Here is a 16,596-nt window from a genome sequence, read left to right on the forward strand (position 1 = left end):
GGCATCGCGTTGTCGGTGCGGGCGGGCAGAGTGTCACCGTGCTCCGTCCGTACCGGGAACTCGCCGCGATACCCCACCTGCCCGGGCTGCTGCTGTGGTCCATGATCGGCCGCATCCACCTGCCGGGTACGCCGTTGGCGGTGTCGTTCCTGATAGCCGGGTGGACGGGGTCGTACGCGTTGGCCGGCGTGGTCGGCGGCGCGTTGACGCTGGGCATGGGCGTGGCGGGGCCGCTGCGGGGCCGTGCCGCGGACCGGAGCCCGGCCGGGCGGTTGCTGCTGGTCACCTCGTCGGGCTACGGGGTGGGCATCGCGGTGCTGGGCGTGCTGCCCGCGGTCACGCCGAGCGCGGCGTGGCCGTTGGCGGTGGTGGTGGCGTTCCTGACCGGGCTGTCCACGCCGCCGGTGACGGCGATGAGCCGGGCGAGCTTCCCCCGGCTGACCACGGGACCCGCCGTGTTCACCGTCGAGGCGTCCATGCAGGAGGTCATGTACATCGTCGGTCCCGCGTTGGCGGCGACCGTGGTGGCGGTGTGGAACGCGCAGGTCGCGCTGTGGCTGTGCGGTGCGCTGGCGGTGTTCGGTGCGCTGGGCTTCGGTGGGGCGCTGCGGCGGGCGGGGCTGGACCGGCCGGTGGCGCGCGAGGTCGAGCGCGGTGGACGGACGCTGCTGCGCGACGGTTCGCTGGTGCTGGCGTTGCTGACGGCGCTGTTCATGGTGGCGTCGCTGGTGTCGATCGACATGGTGATCATCGGCTGGGCGCGTGACCTGGGCAGACCCGCGATGGCCGGTGTGCTGACGGCGGTGTGGGGCATCGGCTCCGTGGTTGGCGGGCTGATCGCGGGCGGGCTCGCCGGGCAGGCTCGGTTCACCCGGCGGATGCTGTTGATGGCGTTGGGCGTCGCACCGCTGGTCCTGGTGCTGCCGCCCGTGCTCGACCCGTCGTCGGCGTGGTTGATCGGCGTGGTGCTGGGGGTGGGCGGAATGGCGATCGCGCCCGCCATCGCGGCGAACAACCAGCGGATCAGCGGGCTCGCGCCGGACGAGCGCAAGGCCGAGGCGTTCGGCTGGATGGGCACGTTCACCACGGCGGGCTCGGCGTTGGCGCTGCCGGTCGCCGGGGCGCTGCTCGACCACTTCGGGCCGGCGGCGGCGGCCGGGGCGAGCACGACGGCGGCACTGGTCGGCGCGGTGCTGGCGAGCCGGGTGCGCGACCGGAAGGCCGTGCCCGTTGGGTGACCGGGTTCGGCTGATCGGCGCGGTGCTCGCGTTCGCGGGCGGGGTGCTCCTGGCGGTCCAGGGCCGGTTGAACGGCGAGCTGGGGCACGTGTTCGGCGACGGGTTCCTGGCCGCGCTGGTGTCGTTCGGCGGCGGGTTCGCGCTGTTGCTGCTGGGTGTGCCGACGACGGTCGCCGGGCGGGCCGGGCTGGGACGGCTGCGGTCGTCGCTGCGCGCCGGGCGGATCCGCTGGTGGCAGTGCGCCGGCGGGGCGTGCGGCGCGTTCTTCGTGTCCACGCAGGGGTTGACGGTCGCGGCGCTGGGCGTGGCGGTGTTCACCGTGGCGGCGGTGGGCGCGCAGGCGGTGGGCAGCCTGCTGGTGGACCGGGCGGGCGTCGGTCCGGCCGGGCGGGTGGCGTTGACGGGGCCGCGGGTGGCCGGTGCGGCGCTGGCCGTGGTGGCGGTCGCGGTGGCGGTGTCGGACGAGGCCGGTGAGGCGTCCTCGTTGTGGTTGGCGCTGCTGCCCGCGCTGGGCGGGTTCGGCCTGGGCTGGCAGCAGGCGGTGAACGGGCTGGTGCGCGAGGCGGCGCAGAGCACCCGCGTGACCACGTTGGTCAACTTCGGCACCGGGACGGCGGTGCTGCTCGTCGTGTGCGCGGTCGACGTGGCGGTGCGGGGGCTGCCCGAGGCCGCGCCGACCGAGCCGTGGTTCTACGCGGGCGGCGCGACCGGGATCTTCACCATCGGCTCGGCCGTGCTCGCGGTGCGGTGGCTCGGCGTGCTGCTGGTCGGGCTGTGCCAGGTCGCCGGGCAGCTCGTCGGCGCGCTCGCGGTGGACGTCCTCGCTCCCGCCGCAGGTGAGCAGGTGTCCGTGCTCGCGTTGGTCGGCACGGCGTTGACGCTGCTCGCGGTGGTGGTCGCCGCGTTGCCCGGTCGGCGTGGATGAGAGGATGAGGCACGTGACTGCGACGATCCTCAACGGCAGGGCCACCCGGGACGCGATCTTCGAAGACCTGCGGGCGCGGGTCGGCGCGTTGCGCGAGCGGGGGGTGACGCCGGGGCTGGCCACCGTGCTGGTCGGCGACGACCCGGGCTCGCACTCGTACGTGCGGGGCAAGCACCTGGCGTGCGAGAAGGTCGGCATCACGTCGATCCGCCGCGACCTGCCCGCGGACATCACGCAGGCGCAGCTGGAAGAGGTCATCGACGAGCTGAACGCCGATCCGGCGTGCACCGCGTACATCGTGCAGCTGCCGCTGCCGGGGCACCTCGACCCGAACCCGATCCTGGAGCGCATCGACCCGTGCAAGGACGGTGACGGGCTGCACCCCGTCAACCTGGGCAAGCTGGTCCTCGGCGACGAGGCGCCGCTGCCCGCCACCCCGCGCGGCGTGGTGGAACTGCTGCGGCGCTACGACGTGCCGCTGTCCGGGGCGAACGTCACCGTCGTCGGTCGCGGCGTGACGGTCGGCCGTCCGATCGGGCTGCTGCTGACCAGGCGTTCCGAGAACGCCACCGTGACGTTGTGCCACACCGGCACCAAGGACCTGGCCGCCGAGGTTCGCCGGGCGGACATCGTGGTGGCGGGTGCCGGCAGCCCCGGCCTGATCACCGCGGACATGGTCAAGCCCGGTGCCGCCGTGGTCGACGTCGGCATCACGCGCACCGAAGCCGGCCTGGTGGGCGACGTTCACCCGGACGTGGCCGAGGTGGCGGGTTTCCTCGCGCCGATCCCGGGTGGCGCGGGTCCGATGACCATTGCCATGCTGCTGACCAACACGGTCGAGGCAGCCGAGCGCACGGCCTGAGGCGGAAGCGGTGGAGTTGTTGCCGGAACAGCGCTGGCGGTCCGCGGCGGGCAAGCACCTGCCGTTCGCGCTGGTGCTCGTGGTGGTCGGCCTGGGCCTGCTCCGAATCGTGCAGTACCACTGGCGGCAGGGCGCGGTGCTGATCGGCGTCGCGCTGCTCATCGCGGCGATCCTGCGCGTCCTGGTGACCGACGAGCAGGCGGGCCTGATCGCCATCCGGAGTCGCAGCGTGGACGCGCTGCTGTACTCCGGCCTGGGCTTCGCCGTGATCTTCGTGGCGATGACCATCATCGGCGGCCCGCTGGACCGCTGACCTGCGTGCGCTCGACCAGTGCCGTGATGACCTCCGTCATCTCCTCCTCCGGCAGCACGTCGGGCAGCGTCAGGTGCTCCACCATCAGGCCGCTCATGGCCAGGTAGAGCGACACCACCGTGGTGCGGTCGCCGGGCAGGCCCGCGTCCAGGTGGAAGCGGACGTTCTGCTCCAGGTTCTCACTGATCGTCCTGGTCAGTGCGGCCTGGAGCTCGGGACGTCTGGTGGCCTCCAGCCTCAGCTCCAGCAGCGCCAGGTAACCCGTCCGGTCGACCTGGAGGCGGGTCAACAGCTCCTGGAGCAGCCGCACCACGAGGCTCTTGTCCGGCGGCGCGGCCATCGTCTCCGCCAACCGCTCGGCGTCCGGCGAAACCCGGACGTGGATGTACTCACCGACCTGTCGCAGCAGGTCGTCGCGGCTGGTGAAGTAGTTCGACGCGGTGCCGTTGGGCACTCCCGCCTCCTGGTCCACGGCGCGGAACGTCAAACCACGCGCCCCCTCCCGCGCCAACACCTCGACCGCCGCATCGACCAGCGCGGTACGCCTGTTCGGGTTACGCACCAAGATCCCTCCCTTGACAACCACTGCGGCCATAGTACTACAGTCAAAGTGGTAACCAACCTCCCGGAGGAGATCGACATGCGAACCCTGTCCTACTTCGTCGCCACCTCGCTCGACGGCTTCATCGCGGACCCGAAGGGCGGCTTCGGCGACTTCCTCTTCGAAGGCGACCACATGACCGCCCTGATCGAGGAGTACCCGGACACCCTGCCCGCGCAGCTGCGCGAGGCGATGGGCATCGACACCCCGAACAAGACCTTCGACACGATCCTGATGGGTCGCGCCACCTATCAAGTCCCAGGCGGCCTGCCGAGCCCTTATCCACATCTGCGCCAGTACGTCGCCTCCACCAGGCTGAGCACCACCCCGGACGACGTCGAGGTGATCACCGACCCACTGACCAAGGTCCGCGAACTGAAGGAAGAGCAGGGCCTGGGCATCTGGCTGTGCGGCGGGGGCAGGCTGGCCGCCACCCTTCTACCCGAGATCGACGAACTGGTCCTGAAAATCCACCCGATCGTCCTGGGCAAAGGTATCCCCCTCTTCGCCGGCGACTTCCCCACCACCCGCTTCGCCAAAGCCACCACGAGAATCTTCGACTCCGGCGTCCTCTTCACCACCTACACCAAAGCCAACCCCTAACCCATGCCATCACCAAACCCGCCCGCCCTCCGTGGCCACCAAGCCCACCGTGCCCACAACGGACCCGCAGCCAGCCCACCGAGGCCCGATTTGACATGGGTTCGGGTGCTTTAGGCTGGTCGAAGCCGGCAGGCCTGGCGGGACGCTCTTCCCCGCCGGGCCTGCCGGCTTTGGCCTGCCTGGAGTGCCCGTAAGGGCCCCATGTCAAATCGAGCCGGACTCAACCACCGAGCCGGACCCAACCACCGAGCCGAAGAAAACACCGAGCCGAAAGAAACCACCGAGCCGGACCTCGGCAATGGGAAAACGGTTGTTTCCGCGGCACCGGCCGAGTCAGCGAAAGTCCCGGGACCGGGAGGGAATACGGAGATCCAATTGCTGCAACCGTTCCGCGCGAATGCTGATCACACCCTCGGCGGACTCGACCACGCCCCGAACCAACAACGCCGGGCTGCTCCGGGCGACCTTGCGATAACGCGCCCACAACCCCGTGGTGCACACGACGTTCACCATCCCGGTCTCGTCCTCGATGTTGAGGAACGTGACACCGCCCGCGGTGCCGGGGCGTTGTCGGTGGGTCACCGCGCCGCCGATCAACACCCTGGTGCCGTTGGGCACCTCGGCCAGCTCCGCGGTGGCCAGGGCACCCAGCGCCGTCAGCCGGTCGCGGACGAACTCGGTCGGGAAGCTGTCCGGGGACAGGCCCATCGCCCACACGTCCGCGACGGCCAGCTCGACCTCGTCCATGCCGGGCAACGCGGGAGCCTCGGTGCCGACCACGGTGCCGGGCAGCCGGTCCGGCCGGATCCTCGCCACGGCACCCGCCGACCACAGCGCCGCCCGCCGGTCCAACCCGAAGCACCCGAACGCGCCCGCGGTGGCCATGGCCTCCACCTGCACGGTGGTCAGTCGCACCCGGGCGCCGAAGTCCGCCATGTCCCGGAACGGTCCTGTGCCCGATTCCCGTTGCGCCACAACCTCTTCGGCGACCTTCTGCCCGATGGTCCGGATGCCGCCCAGGCCGATGCGCACGGCCTGCGCACCGTCCACCAGCTCGAGGGTGGCGTGCGCGAGGCTCGCGTTCACGTCCGGACCGAGCACGCGCACGCCGTGCCGCCGGGCGTCCGCGACCAACGACTGGGGCGAGTAGAAGCCCATGGGCTGGGCACGCAGCAACGCCGCGCAGAACGCGGCCGGGTAGTAGAGCTTGAACCAGGCGCTGACGAACACGAGGTGCGCGAAGCTGAGCGCGTGGCTCTCCGGGAAGCCGAAGTTGGCGAACGCCAACAGCTTCGCGTAGATCTTCTCCGCCAACTCCCCACCGACGCCGTTGGCCCTGGCCCCTTCGTAGAACCGCTCCCGCAGCCGTTCCATCCGGTGCGTCGAGCGTTTGGCGCCCATCGCCCGACGCAACTCGTCCGCCTCCGCCGGGCTGAAGTCGGCCACGTCGACGGCGATCTGCATGAGCTGCTCCTGGAACAACGGCACGCCGAGGGTCTTCTTGAGCGCACCCTCCAGCAGCGGGTGGTCGTAGTCCCACTCCTCCTTGCCGTTGCGGCGGCGGATGTAGGGGTGCACCGAGCCGCCCTGGATCGGGCCCGGGCGGATCAGCGCGACCTCCACCACCAGGTCGTAGAACGTCCGCGGCTTGAGCCGGGGCAGGGTCGCCATCTGGGCGCGGCTCTCCACCTGGAACACGCCCACCGAGTCGGCGCGCTGCAACATCTCGTAGACGCGCTGGTCCTCCAGGTCGAGGTCGCCGATGTCGACCTCGACGCCCTCGTGCTCGCGCACCAGGTCGATGGCGTAGTGCAGCGCCGAGAGCATGCCCAGGCCGAGCAGGTCGAACTTGACCAACCCGATGGAGGCGCAGTCGTCCTTGTCCCACTGCAGCACCGTGCGGTCGGTCATCCGGCCCTTCTCGACCGGGCACACCTCGCTGACCGGCCGGTCGCAGATGACCATGCCGCCGGAGTGGATGCCGAGGTGGCGCGGGAAGTTCTCCAGCTCGGCGGCCAGTTCCAGCACCGGGCCGGGAATACCGCCCTCGTCCACTGTGGACCGCAGTGGGCCCCAGCGGTCGATCTGCTTGCTCCACGCGTCCTGCTGGCCGACCGAGTAGCCGAGCGCCCGCGCCACGTCCCGGATCGCCGACCGGCCGCGGTAGCTGATGACGTTGGCGACCTGCGCGGCGTGCCGTCGACCGTACTTGCGGTAGACGTACTGGATGGCCTCCTCGCGGCGGTCGGACTCGATGTCGAGGTCGATGTCGGGAGGGCCGTCGCGGGCGGGTGCCAGGAACCGCTCGAAGAGCAGGTCGAAGCGGACGGCGTCGACGTTGGTGATGCCGAGGGCGTAGCAGACCGCGGAGTTCGCGGCCGAGCCGCGGCCCTGGCACAGGATGTCGTTGCGCCGGCAGAACGAGACGATGTCGTGCACGACGAGGAAGTAACCGGGGAAGTTCAACTCTTCGATGATCTTCAACTCGTGCTCGATCTGCTGGTACGCCCTGGGGTTCTCGCCGATCGAGCGGTAGCGGCGGGCCGCGCCCTCATAAGTGAGGTGACGCAGGTAGCGGTTCTCGTCGAGTCCCGCCGGCACGTCGAACGGCGGCAGTTGCGGCGCGATCAGCTTGAGGTCGAACTGGCACTGCAGGCCGAGCACGGCCGAGCGGTGCACCGCGCCGGGGTAGCGGGCGAACCGGCGGGCCATCTCCTCCCCCGACCGCAGGCACGCCGTGCGGCCGGGTGGCAGCCAACCGGCCAGCTCGTCCAGGCTGCGCCGCGCCCGCACCGCCGCCATCGCCGCCGCCAGCCGACCGCGCGCGGGCACCGCGTAGTGCACGGCGTTCGTCGCCACGGTCGGCAGCCCCAGGTCGTGGGCCATGCCCCAGAGCAGGTCGTTGCGCGGACCGTCCTCGGGGTAGCCGTGGTCGGTCAGCTCCACGAACACCCGGTCCGCCCCGTACAGCTCGACCAGCCGACGCAGCTGCGCGAACGCCGCCTCCGGCCCTTCCCGCGCCAGCGCACGGCGCACCGCGCCCTTGCGGCAGCCGGTGAGCACGACGCAGTCGTCCCGGGTGTCCGCGACGACCTCCTCCAACCGGTAGACCGGCCGGCCCTTCTCGCTGCCGTCCGCGAGCTGCCCGGTGGTGATCGTGCGGCACAACGCGTGGTAGCCGTCGCGGTTGGTGGCCAGCAGGAGCAGGTGCTCGCCCTCGGGGTCGGGCACGCCGTTCTGCGGCGCGGACAGCCCCAGGCTCAGCTCCGTGCCGAACACCGTGCGCATGCCGAGTTCCTTGGCGGCCTCGGCGAACCGCACCACGCCGTACATGCCGTCGTGGTCGGTCAACGCCACCCCGTCCAGCCCGAGCTGCTGCGCCGCCTCCACCAGCTCCTCCGGGTGGCTCGCGCCGTCGAGGAAGCTGAAGTTGGAGTGGCAGTGCAGCTCGACGTACGGCACGCGGGCACGCGTCGCCCCGAGGTCGTCCACCTTGACCGCGAAGTCGGGTGGCGCCTCGTAGCGGTCGCGGTGCCGCGTCCACGCCGGGCTGTCGCCGCCGTCCGGCACCGGAGGCTTGCCCGACAGCGCGCGCTCCAGCTCCGACCACCGGACCGGCGGGTTGTTCCAGCCCATCAGCGCGGTTCGTCCCGGCGGGGCACGTCGTCGAGCGCGCGCCGGGGCGCCGGGATCGACGGCGCCGCCGGTGGCAGCCGTGCCGGCAGCCAGCCGAAGCTCACCACGTAGGCCGGTCCGCCCCGCTGGTCCGGCACGCGCTGGTCCGGTACGCGCCGGTCCGGCACGCCGTGGTCGGCCAGCCACTCGGCCAGTCCTCGTCGGTCCTGCTCGGGAAAGTCACCGCTCATCAGTCGTACACCCCTTCCACCGCCCACTTGCCACCCGCGCGGATCAGCAGGAACGCCTGTTCCTCGCCGTCCGCCGCGGTTCCCAGCACTTGCAGTCGTGCACCGCGCAGCGCGGTCTCCGCGTCCCACCAGCGCTCGTCCACCGGCCACGGCCCCGACCACGCCACGACCTGCCGTGCCCGACCGCCGTGCACGATCCGGTGCGGCCGCGCGACCAGCTCGGCGTAGCCGGTGACCACGACGTCCGCGCCCGAGGAGTCCAGCAGCGCGACCGGTTCGGGTTCGGCGAACACCGTCGCGGGCGACGGCCCGGGCAGCTGCCCCGGCCACGGTTGGTCCGGGTCGGCCGCCGGGGTGCGCTCGTCGCCCCACGGCACCAGCCGCACCCGTTCGACCGGCCCACGCCCACCGCCGAGCACGGGCGTGAGCACGGCGTCCGGCCCGAGCAGGCCCTGGACGTGCACCATCGCGCGCGCCGCCCGTTCCGCCGCCTCGCCCTGGTCCTGACCCGCGCCCGGCCACAGGCCCAGTTGCAGGGCGGTGGCGTCGACCACCTCCTCCGGGTCGAGGCGGAGCAGGTGGATGCCCGAGGTGGGCCCTGCCCGGGAGAAGGTGGCACGGTCGAGGCGGGCGCGGGTGAGCCAGCCGTCGAGCTGCCAGCGGACCCGGTCCGCGATGCCCTGCGGGGTGAGCGGCTCGGCGCAGCGCCACACCCGGTGCAGCTCCTCGCCGTTCTCGGTGGTGGCGTGGATGCCGAGGCGGGTGCAGGCCAGGCCGCGGTCGGCGAGGCCGGCGTGCAGGCGTTCGGCGAGGCCCTTGGCCGCGAACGCCGCCGCGTCGACCCGGTCGATCGGCGGGTCGAGGTCGCGGGTGACCGACAGCTCGGGTGGCGGGCGGCGCCGTGACCTGGGACGTTCCTCCAGCCCGGAGGCCAGCCGGTGTGCCAGCACGGCGGCGCGGCCGAAGCGGGTGGCGACGTCCCGCTCGGGCACGGCGGCGAACGCGCCCAGGGTGCGCAGGCCGAGCCGGCGCAGCAGGTCGACCAGCGCGGCCCGGTCCTCCCGGCGCTCGGCGGGTTGGTCGAGTTCGTGGATGCCCAGCGGCGCGAGGAAGTCGCGGGTCCGGCCGGGCGGCACGACCAGCCCGCGGTGCGCGGCCAGGGTCGACGCGAACAGCCCATCGGCGAACCCGACCTGCGCCTCGACACCCGCGCGGACCGCGATGTGGTCGACCAGGCGCTCGGCGGCCGACTCGGCGGACTTGAAGTACCCGACCGGCCCTCGGGCCGCGACGACCACCAACCCCGGCCGGACCACCTCGATCCCGGGCGCCGACTCCTCCACCGCCGCCGCGACCGGTTCGAAGAGGCGGGCGTCGCGCACCTCGTCGTACTCGAAGACGGCCAGCTCGGGGCACTGCCCCTGGGCCGCCCGCCGCCGCATCCCGCGCCGCACCCCTTCGGCACGCGCGACCGCCGAGCAGGCAATGACTTCACCCGATCCGACGATGACGGCGGCGGGCACGTGCGGTGGGAGCGCGGCCTCCGCGGCGGCCGCGACGACCGGCCAGTCAGGGCACCAGACGGCGAGCGTGTACAGGGGGTTCACCTTCTTCGACGGGACGTCCACGGCTCACACCGCCTCGACAGCGGCCGAAAAGGCCGGTAACGCCGAACCGGCGGCAGCCGACGACGACCCACCGGCGGGCAGCGACGAACCGGCAGCACCCCGCGACGGACCAGCAGCCGACAGCGGTGAACCGGCAGCGGTCAACGACGGACCGGCAGCACCCGGCGACCGACCGGCAGCCGAGAGCGGCGAACGGGCCGCCGACAGCGCCGGATCGGCGACCGACTGCGCCGAGTCGGCCGACAGCGGGACCAGGGCGGGACGCCGCGGTGGCGTGTTGGTGTTGTCAGTGGCATCGGTGGTGCCGGGCAGCACCAGCGTGGTGTGCCGCGGTCTGGCGGCGGCGCCTCGGCCGGTCGCCTGAACCGTCACCGTCCGGCTGGTCAGCAGGCCGTGGCCGGGTTCCAGGCCCGTCCACCGGCCCGAGGTCGCGGTCAGCTCCACGTCGGCACCCGGCCACGGCACCGCGAACGGCAGCAGGACCGCCTTGCGGTGGCGCGCCCGGCCCGAGAGCTTGCGCGAGGTCGCCGCGGTGACCGGTGTGGCCAGCGCGACCAGGTCGAAACCGTCCAGCAGTGCGGCGACGGTCTTCTCGACCTCGCTCTGGTCCCTCCCAGGTCGAGGGACCAGAGCGAGCCGATGGACGGCCACGCCCAACTCGGCCGCCGCGAGTGCCCCACACCCCGGCAGGCCGATCACGGCCGCCCAGCATCCTTCCCCTGTCGCCGCGGCCATCAGCGCGAGCAGCAACGATGTCGACCCGCGCACCGACACCGTGCTGCCCCGCCGCAGGCCGCCCCACGGGAGGAGCCCTGCCAGTTCCCCGCGAACCGGCAGGGTCCGGGCCGGTGCCGTGGTCAGCTCGCCCGCCGCGCCTACCCCGAGCGCGGTCAGCGTCGCCGTTGCCGACCTGGACACCCGCCCTCCTCCCACTGATCCGCGCGCACCCCTGTGCGCGGATCGCCGTGGGAAGTTCGGCGACCTGTCTGTCGAACACCTGTTCGAACGACAGGGTGATCTTATCCCGAACCGACCACCCGCTGTCAATGCCGGCGGCGTCCCCGATCGGGTGGCCGGCAGACTGCTCCGCGCGCACCGACCGCACCACGGGGGGAACCGTGACCGCACCTCAACACCCGCAGCACCCGCAGAACCGGCCACAACAGGCCCAACAGCCCGGTTACGGCCCACCACCACCCGGCTACCAGCAGCCACCCGGCGCCCAGCCGCCCGGCTTCCACCAACCGCCGGGGTACGGCCCACCGCGCAAGAAGCGGACCGGGCTGGTCATCGGCATCGTGGTCGGCGTCGTCGTGCTCGTCCTGGCCGGTGTGGTCGGCTCGATGTACCTGAGCTACCTCGACGAGCCCGGCGGCGGCCCCGGCACGGACCCGATCGCCCAGTGCGTGCTGAGCGACGAGGTGAAGTCACAGGCGCACGTCAGCAGCTTCCGCCTCATCCAGGCGCCGACCGACGCCAAGAAGGGCATGAAGCAGACCCACTGCGCGTGGGAGCAGACCAAGGGCGAGGACGGCCGCGACCCGCGCCGCCTCAGCTTCCTCGTCTACGACTTCACCACGTTCTCCGACAAGCCGGACCGCAACCTCGACCAGGCGCACGACAACTACGGCAGCTTCACCTCGTACGCCACCGGCGAGCAGGCCAAGACCCTCGACATCGGTGACGAGTCGATGATCCTCATCCCGGCCTCGCCGACCGACCTCACCGAGGTGAACCTGCTGGTCCGCAAGGGCACGGTGCTGTGGAACATCCGCTACCAGGGCCGCGACAAGGGCTTCTTCACCGACTCGGGCTTCCCGATCGCGGACGCCGAGGCGGTGGCCGTCGAGGTGGCCGAGGAACTGACCTCGAAATAGGCGAAGGGGCTCTTCGCACCCGAGCGAAGAGCCCCTCCGACACGGAGAACTAGTGCGCGAAGTGCCGCGTACCGGTCAGGTACACCGTCGCACCGGCCGCCTCCGCCGCCGCGATCACCTCGGCGTCACGCACCGACCCACCGGGCTGCACGATCGCCCGCACACCGGCCTGCACCAGCACTTCCAGCCCGTCCGGGAACGGGAAGAACGCGTCCGACGCGGCGAACGAGCCCCGCGCCCGGTCACCGGCACGCGCCACCGCCAGCCGGGCCGCGTCGACCCGGTTGACCTGGCCCATGCCCGCGCCGACGGTCGCGCCACCGGACGCCAGCAGGATCGCGTTCGACTTCACCGCGCGGCACGCCCGCCACACGAACGCCAGGTCGGCCAGGCCTTCCTCGTCCAACGGCGTGCCGCACGCCAACGTCCACTTGGCCGGGTCGTCGCCCTCGGCCCCGATCGTGTCCGCCGTCTGCACCAACAACCCGCCGGACACCGCGCGCATCTCCACGCCGCCGCGCACCGGCGCGGGCGCGACCAGGATGCGGAGGTTCTTCTTGCGCGTGAGCACGTCCACCGCGCCGTCCGCGTAGGACGGGGCGATGATCACCTCGGTGAAGATCTCCGCGACCTGCTCGGCCAGCTCCACGGTCACCTCGCGGTTGACCGCGATCACGCCGCCGAACGCGCTCACCGGGTCGCACGCGTGCGCGTTGCGGTGCGCCTCGGCGATCGCACCGGGACCGTCCACACGGGACACCGCGATGCCGCACGGGTTGGCGTGCTTGATGATCGCCACGCACGGCAGCTCGTGGTCCCACGCCGCGCGCCACGCCGCGTCGGCGTCGACGAAGTTGTTGTAGGACATCTCCTTGCCGTGCAACTGCTCCGCCGTCGCCAGCCCGGTGCGCCCGTCGCCCTGCGTGTAGAGCGCGGCGCGCTGGTGCGGGTTCTCGCCGTAGCGCAGCACCTGCTTGCGGTTCCACGTCGCGCCGACCCAGCCGGGGAAGCCGGAGCCCTCGTCGTCCGGCGCGACCGCGCTGCCCAGCCACGACGCCACGGCCACGTCGTAGGACGCGGTGTGCCGGAACGCGTCCACGGCCAGCCCCTGCCGGTCGGCCAGCGTGAAGCCACCGGCCTCGACCTGCTCCAGCACCCACGAGTACCGCGCCGGGTCCACGACGACGGCCACGCTGGCGTGGTTCTTCGCCGACGCGCGCACCATCGCCGGACCGCCGATGTCGATCTGCTCCACGCACTCGTCCGGTGACGCGCCCGACGCCACGGTCTGCGTGAACGGGTACAGGTTCACCACGAGCAGGTCGAACGGCTCGATGCCCAGCTCGCGCAGCTTCTCCACGTGCGCGGGGCGCCGCGTGTCGGCGAGCAGGCCCGCGTGCACGCCGGGGTGCAGCGTCTTCACCCGGCCGTCCAGCGCCTCCGGGAACCCGGTGACCTGCTCGACCGGCGTGACCGGCACGCCCGCGTCGGCCAGCGCGCGCGCCGTGCCGCCGGTCGAGACGATCTCGACTCCGGCCGCGTGCAGGCCGGTGGCCAGTTCCAGCAGCCCCGACTTGTCGGAAACCCCGATCAGGGCCCGGCGAACCGGTCGCCTCTCGGCAGGAGTGGTCACGGGATGCTCACCTTTCGTCCGTTCACGGTGCAGCCCTCGCGGGCCAGGCGGGCGACCACGTCGACCAGCAGCCGCCGCTCCACCACCTTGATGCGCTCGTGCAGGCTTTCGACGTCGTCGTCATCGGCGACGACGACCGCTTCCTGGGCCAGGATCGGCCCGGTGTCCACCCCGCCGTCCACCAGGTGCACGGTCGCGCCGGTCACCTTCACGCCGTAGTCGACGGCGTCGCGGACGCCGTGCGCGCCGGGGAACGCGGGCAGCAGGGCGGGGTGGGTGTTGACCATCCGGCCGCCGAAGCGGGCCAGGAAGGCGGGTCCGAGGATCTTCATGAACCCGGCGGAGACCACCAGGTCGGGTCGGTGCGCCTCGACGGCGTCGGCCAGCGCGGTGTCCCACGCGGCGCGGTCGGCGTGGTCGCGCAGCTTGACCGCGAAGCCGGGGACGCCGGCGCGCTCGGCGCGGCTCAGGCCCTCGATGCCGTCGCGGTCCGCGCCGACGGCGACCACCTCGACCGGGTAGCCGGGGTCGGCCGCCGCGTCCAGCAACGCCTGCAACAGGGTGCCGGAACCGGAGACGAGGACGACGACCCTGGCGGGGACGGGAAGCCGGAGTGTGGTCGCGGCGCTCAGCGTGCTCTCCTTGCTGGGGACTGTCACAGCAGCTCAAGAGCAGCCTAGGCGTTGCCTAGCGGGGCTTGTCGGCCAGGTCCTCGTCGCCCTCGCCGTCCTCCTCCGACCCGTTCTCGGGCTCGTCGTCGGGCTCATCCTCGGGGTCGTCGTCCGGCTCGTCCTCGGGCTCGTCCTCGAACTCCTCGACGTCCTCCTCGAGGTCGTCGTACTCGTCGAGTTCGTGGTCGAACTCCTCGTCGTCCTCCTCTTCTCCCTCGGCCTCGTCCTCGTACTCCTCGGCTTCCTCGTCGTACTCGACTTCCTCTTCCGAGTCCTCGAAGTCGTCCTCTTCCGAGTCGTCATCCGGGTCCTCGGAGTCGACGGGCTCGGGCTCCACCACGCGCGGCGGGCGCGGTCCGGCGAACCAGGCCACCACCGCGCCCGGCACGGTGATCCACCCGAACGTGAGCACGGCCAGCAGCCCGGCCGGGATCGTGACCGGGTTGAACACCCCGCCACCGAGCGCACCACCGGCCGCCGCCGCCAGCACCAACGTGCCGACGCCCACCGTGACCGCCGCGACCAGCACCGCGCGCACCCTCGCCCGGGGCGTCTCGGCGGCGTCGCGCAACGACAACCCGGCCAGCACGCCGATCACGCCCGGCAGCACCAGCACCAGCGGCAGGTAACCCGCCTGCTCCTCGGGCAACGCGGCCAGCAGCGGCACGGCGGGCACCGGGCCGCCGACGAACTCCAGCGGGCCCACCACCACCGCGCCGATCGAGAACCCCGAGCCCACCACGTACGACAGCGCGCCCACCACCGCGTTGGGCAGGTAGGCCAGGCACAGCAGCCAGATGCCCAGACCGGTGCCGATGGTGCCGCCGGCCTGGTCGAACAGCGACGCGGTGGTCGGCCACGAGAACACCAGCCCGAGCGCCAGCACCAGCGCACCGGCCGCCGCCAGCGCGAACAACGCCAGCGCGCCCGTGCGCAACCCGCGCCGCGCCACCGGGTCGACCCGCTCGAACACGACTTCGACCAGGCCGCAGCGCTGCGCGACACCGGCGACCGCCGCCAGCCCGGACACCACCGCGCACCCGAAGAACGCCACCGCGGGCGTGGCCCGGACCGGACCCTCGTCACCCATCAGGAACGCGATCACGCTGCCCACCACGGCGTGCGCGCCGGCGATGCTGAACACCACCGACCGCGCCTGCAACGGCTCGAACAGCCCCAGCCGGTCCGCCGCGCCCGCCGCCGCCCGGTACACCAGCAGCATCACCAGCACCGTGGGCAGCAGCGGCAGCAGGCCGAGCTGCCCGCCGTCGAAGCGCAGCGGCACGTGGTGCGCGACCAGCCAGCCCGGCGCGGCGGCGGTGAGCACGCCGGTCGTCGAGAACGACGCGTGCGCGGCGGTCGAGGAGACCAGCGCGAGCAGCGCGGCCACGCCCGCGTAGCCGATGACCACCGAACCGGCCGCCGTCATCGTGAGCACCCGCACGCGTTCGGCGCGGGAGAACTCGGGCGGGCGGACCGAATCCGTCACGACGCCGTGCGAGGTCGTTTGCGACACCGACATCCTCCCACTGTCCCAGTAGCGGTGAGCCGTTCGGGCGAGGCTCGCCGGACATGCGAAGAGGGGTGGCGCCGGACTACCGGCGCCACCCCTCCCACGACGTGATCAGCCCTGCTGGGGACCGCCGAACCCACCGGGCGGGGTGCCCTGGCCGGGCTGCTGGCCCGGCTGCCCGAACTGGCCAGGCTGCGGCATGTAGGACGTCGGCTGCGGCTGGCCCGCCTGCGGTGCGGCCTGCTGCGGCGGCGCCTGCTGGCCGAACTGGCCGGACGGCGGGCCGAACTGCTGCGGCTGCTGGCCCTGCTGCGGGAACGCGCCCGAGTGCGGGTTCCAGCCACCGGGCTGGCCGTAGACGTTCGCGGCCTTCGGCTGGAGCTTCACCACGCCGGTCTCCAGCAGCAGGCTCAGCACCACGGCCGCGGTCAGCAGCAGCGCCACGATCAGCAGCACGATCTGCATGCCCTGGACGTCGGCCTCGGTGGTGATCAGACCCTGGAGCAGCCCCAGCGTGGGGATCAACGCGAACGGCACGGCCGCGTACAGCAGGCCCTTGGGCGCCTTCGGCAGCACGGACAGGCCGGCGAGGGTGCCCGCCGCGTACAGGTACTCCGAGGACGGCACGTCGTCGGCGAACGCCAGCAGGAACGCGATCAGCGCCAGACCGGCCGCGACCAGCGGAAGGATGAGGTTCAGGTTCACACCCACCGCCGGCTGCGCCGGACCCGGCTGCTGCTGAGGGGCGCCGTACGGCTGGGACATGATGCGGTCTCCTCCACCTGCGAAACTGATTTCGGGTCGACAGAACGCTAGCCGATGCACACTCTCCGACGACGAGCGGACTCCCGTGGTTCCCCCCAATG

15 protein-coding genes are annotated in these 16,596 nt (G+C 72.4%); 6 read left to right on the forward strand and 9 right to left on the reverse strand.

Annotated features, from left to right (window positions below):
* The first annotated feature begins 38 nt into the window (after positions 1-38).
* The 4 genes from B0I31_RS19025 to B0I31_RS19040 are packed head-to-tail and all read left to right on the forward strand — an operon-like array spanning position 39 to position 3,338.
* Positions 39-1,238, forward strand: coding sequence for an MFS transporter (locus B0I31_RS19025; RefSeq protein WP_245950085.1), 1,200 nt, complete (start codon positions 39-41; stop codon positions 1,236-1,238).
* Entirely contained in the window at positions 1,231-2,163 is a 933-nt protein-coding gene (locus tag B0I31_RS19030; RefSeq protein ID WP_106616736.1) for a DMT family transporter, read from the forward strand. The genes B0I31_RS19025 and B0I31_RS19030 overlap by 8 nt, the downstream gene beginning before the upstream one ends.
* Positions 2,164-2,176: 13 nt before the next feature.
* On the forward strand, positions 2,177-3,025 hold the full coding sequence (locus B0I31_RS19035; protein WP_181320245.1) for a bifunctional methylenetetrahydrofolate dehydrogenase/methenyltetrahydrofolate cyclohydrolase: 849 nt from the start codon (positions 2,177-2,179) through the stop codon (positions 3,023-3,025).
* 19 nt (positions 3,026-3,044) lie between these two features.
* Positions 3,045-3,338 carry a DUF3017 domain-containing protein gene (locus B0I31_RS19040; protein ID WP_106617041.1) on the forward strand — a complete coding sequence of 98 codons (294 nt, stop codon included), beginning with the start codon at positions 3,045-3,047 and terminating at the stop codon, positions 3,336-3,338.
* Here the strand turns inward: B0I31_RS19040 and B0I31_RS19045 are convergent.
* Entirely contained in the window at positions 3,313-3,903 is a 591-nt protein-coding gene (locus B0I31_RS19045) for a TetR/AcrR family transcriptional regulator (RefSeq protein WP_106616738.1), read from the reverse strand. The genes B0I31_RS19040 and B0I31_RS19045 overlap by 26 nt on opposite strands.
* Positions 3,904-3,978: 75 nt before the next feature.
* On the opposite strand from B0I31_RS19045, the gene B0I31_RS19050 reads away from it, so the two are divergent.
* Positions 3,979-4,542, forward strand: coding sequence for a dihydrofolate reductase family protein (locus B0I31_RS19050; RefSeq protein WP_106616739.1), 564 nt, complete (start codon positions 3,979-3,981; stop codon positions 4,540-4,542).
* 333 nt (positions 4,543-4,875) lie between these two features.
* On the opposite strand, the gene B0I31_RS19055 is transcribed toward B0I31_RS19050, so the two are convergent.
* From B0I31_RS19055 to B0I31_RS19070, 4 genes are read right to left on the reverse strand one after another with little or no spacing between them, the layout of a single operon-like run.
* Positions 4,876-8,178 carry an error-prone DNA polymerase gene (locus B0I31_RS19055; RefSeq protein ID WP_106616740.1) on the reverse strand — a complete coding sequence of 1,101 codons (3,303 nt, stop codon included), beginning with the start codon at positions 8,176-8,178 and terminating at the stop codon, positions 4,876-4,878.
* On the reverse strand, positions 8,178-8,408 hold the full coding sequence (locus tag B0I31_RS19060; RefSeq protein ID WP_106616741.1) for a hypothetical protein: 231 nt from the start codon (positions 8,406-8,408) through the stop codon (positions 8,178-8,180). Before B0I31_RS19060 ends, B0I31_RS19055 begins: the two co-directional genes overlap by 1 nt.
* A complete protein-coding gene (locus B0I31_RS19065; RefSeq protein WP_245950087.1) occupies positions 8,408-10,036 on the reverse strand; it encodes a DNA polymerase Y family protein in 1,629 nt (542 codons plus the stop codon). The genes B0I31_RS19060 and B0I31_RS19065 overlap by 1 nt, the downstream gene beginning before the upstream one ends.
* Before the next feature lie 3 nt (positions 10,037-10,039).
* On the reverse strand, positions 10,040-10,954 hold the full coding sequence (locus B0I31_RS19070; RefSeq protein ID WP_106616742.1) for a hypothetical protein: 915 nt from the start codon (positions 10,952-10,954) through the stop codon (positions 10,040-10,042).
* A 200-nt stretch (positions 10,955-11,154) separates the two neighbouring features.
* On the opposite strand from B0I31_RS19070, the gene B0I31_RS19075 reads away from it, so the two are divergent.
* Positions 11,155-11,913, forward strand: a complete 759-nt coding sequence (locus B0I31_RS19075) for a hypothetical protein (protein WP_146173891.1) — start codon at positions 11,155-11,157, stop codon at positions 11,911-11,913.
* Between the two features lie 49 nt (positions 11,914-11,962).
* On the opposite strand, the gene purH is transcribed toward B0I31_RS19075, so the two are convergent.
* The 4 genes from purH to B0I31_RS19095 form a co-directional block, all read right to left on the reverse strand.
* Positions 11,963-13,546, reverse strand: a complete 1,584-nt coding sequence (gene purH / locus B0I31_RS19080; RefSeq protein ID WP_106616744.1) for a bifunctional phosphoribosylaminoimidazolecarboxamide formyltransferase/IMP cyclohydrolase — start codon at positions 13,544-13,546, stop codon at positions 11,963-11,965.
* Positions 13,543-14,178 carry a phosphoribosylglycinamide formyltransferase gene (purN, locus tag B0I31_RS19085; protein ID WP_106617043.1) on the reverse strand — a complete coding sequence of 212 codons (636 nt, stop codon included), beginning with the start codon at positions 14,176-14,178 and terminating at the stop codon, positions 13,543-13,545. Before purN ends, purH begins: the two co-directional genes overlap by 4 nt.
* A 55-nt stretch (positions 14,179-14,233) precedes the next feature.
* Positions 14,234-15,739, reverse strand: coding sequence for a cell division protein PerM (locus B0I31_RS19090; protein ID WP_106616745.1), 1,506 nt, complete (start codon positions 15,737-15,739; stop codon positions 14,234-14,236).
* 102 nt (positions 15,740-15,841) lie between these two features.
* Complete coding sequence (locus tag B0I31_RS19095; RefSeq protein WP_106616746.1) at positions 15,842-16,495, reverse strand: DUF5336 domain-containing protein; 654 nt, start codon at positions 16,493-16,495, stop codon at positions 15,842-15,844.
* Positions 16,496-16,596: the final 101 nt, after the last annotated feature.

This window comes from Saccharothrix carnea (assembly GCF_003014735.1).
Lineage (GTDB): Bacteria > Actinomycetota > Actinomycetes > Mycobacteriales > Pseudonocardiaceae > Actinosynnema > Actinosynnema carneum.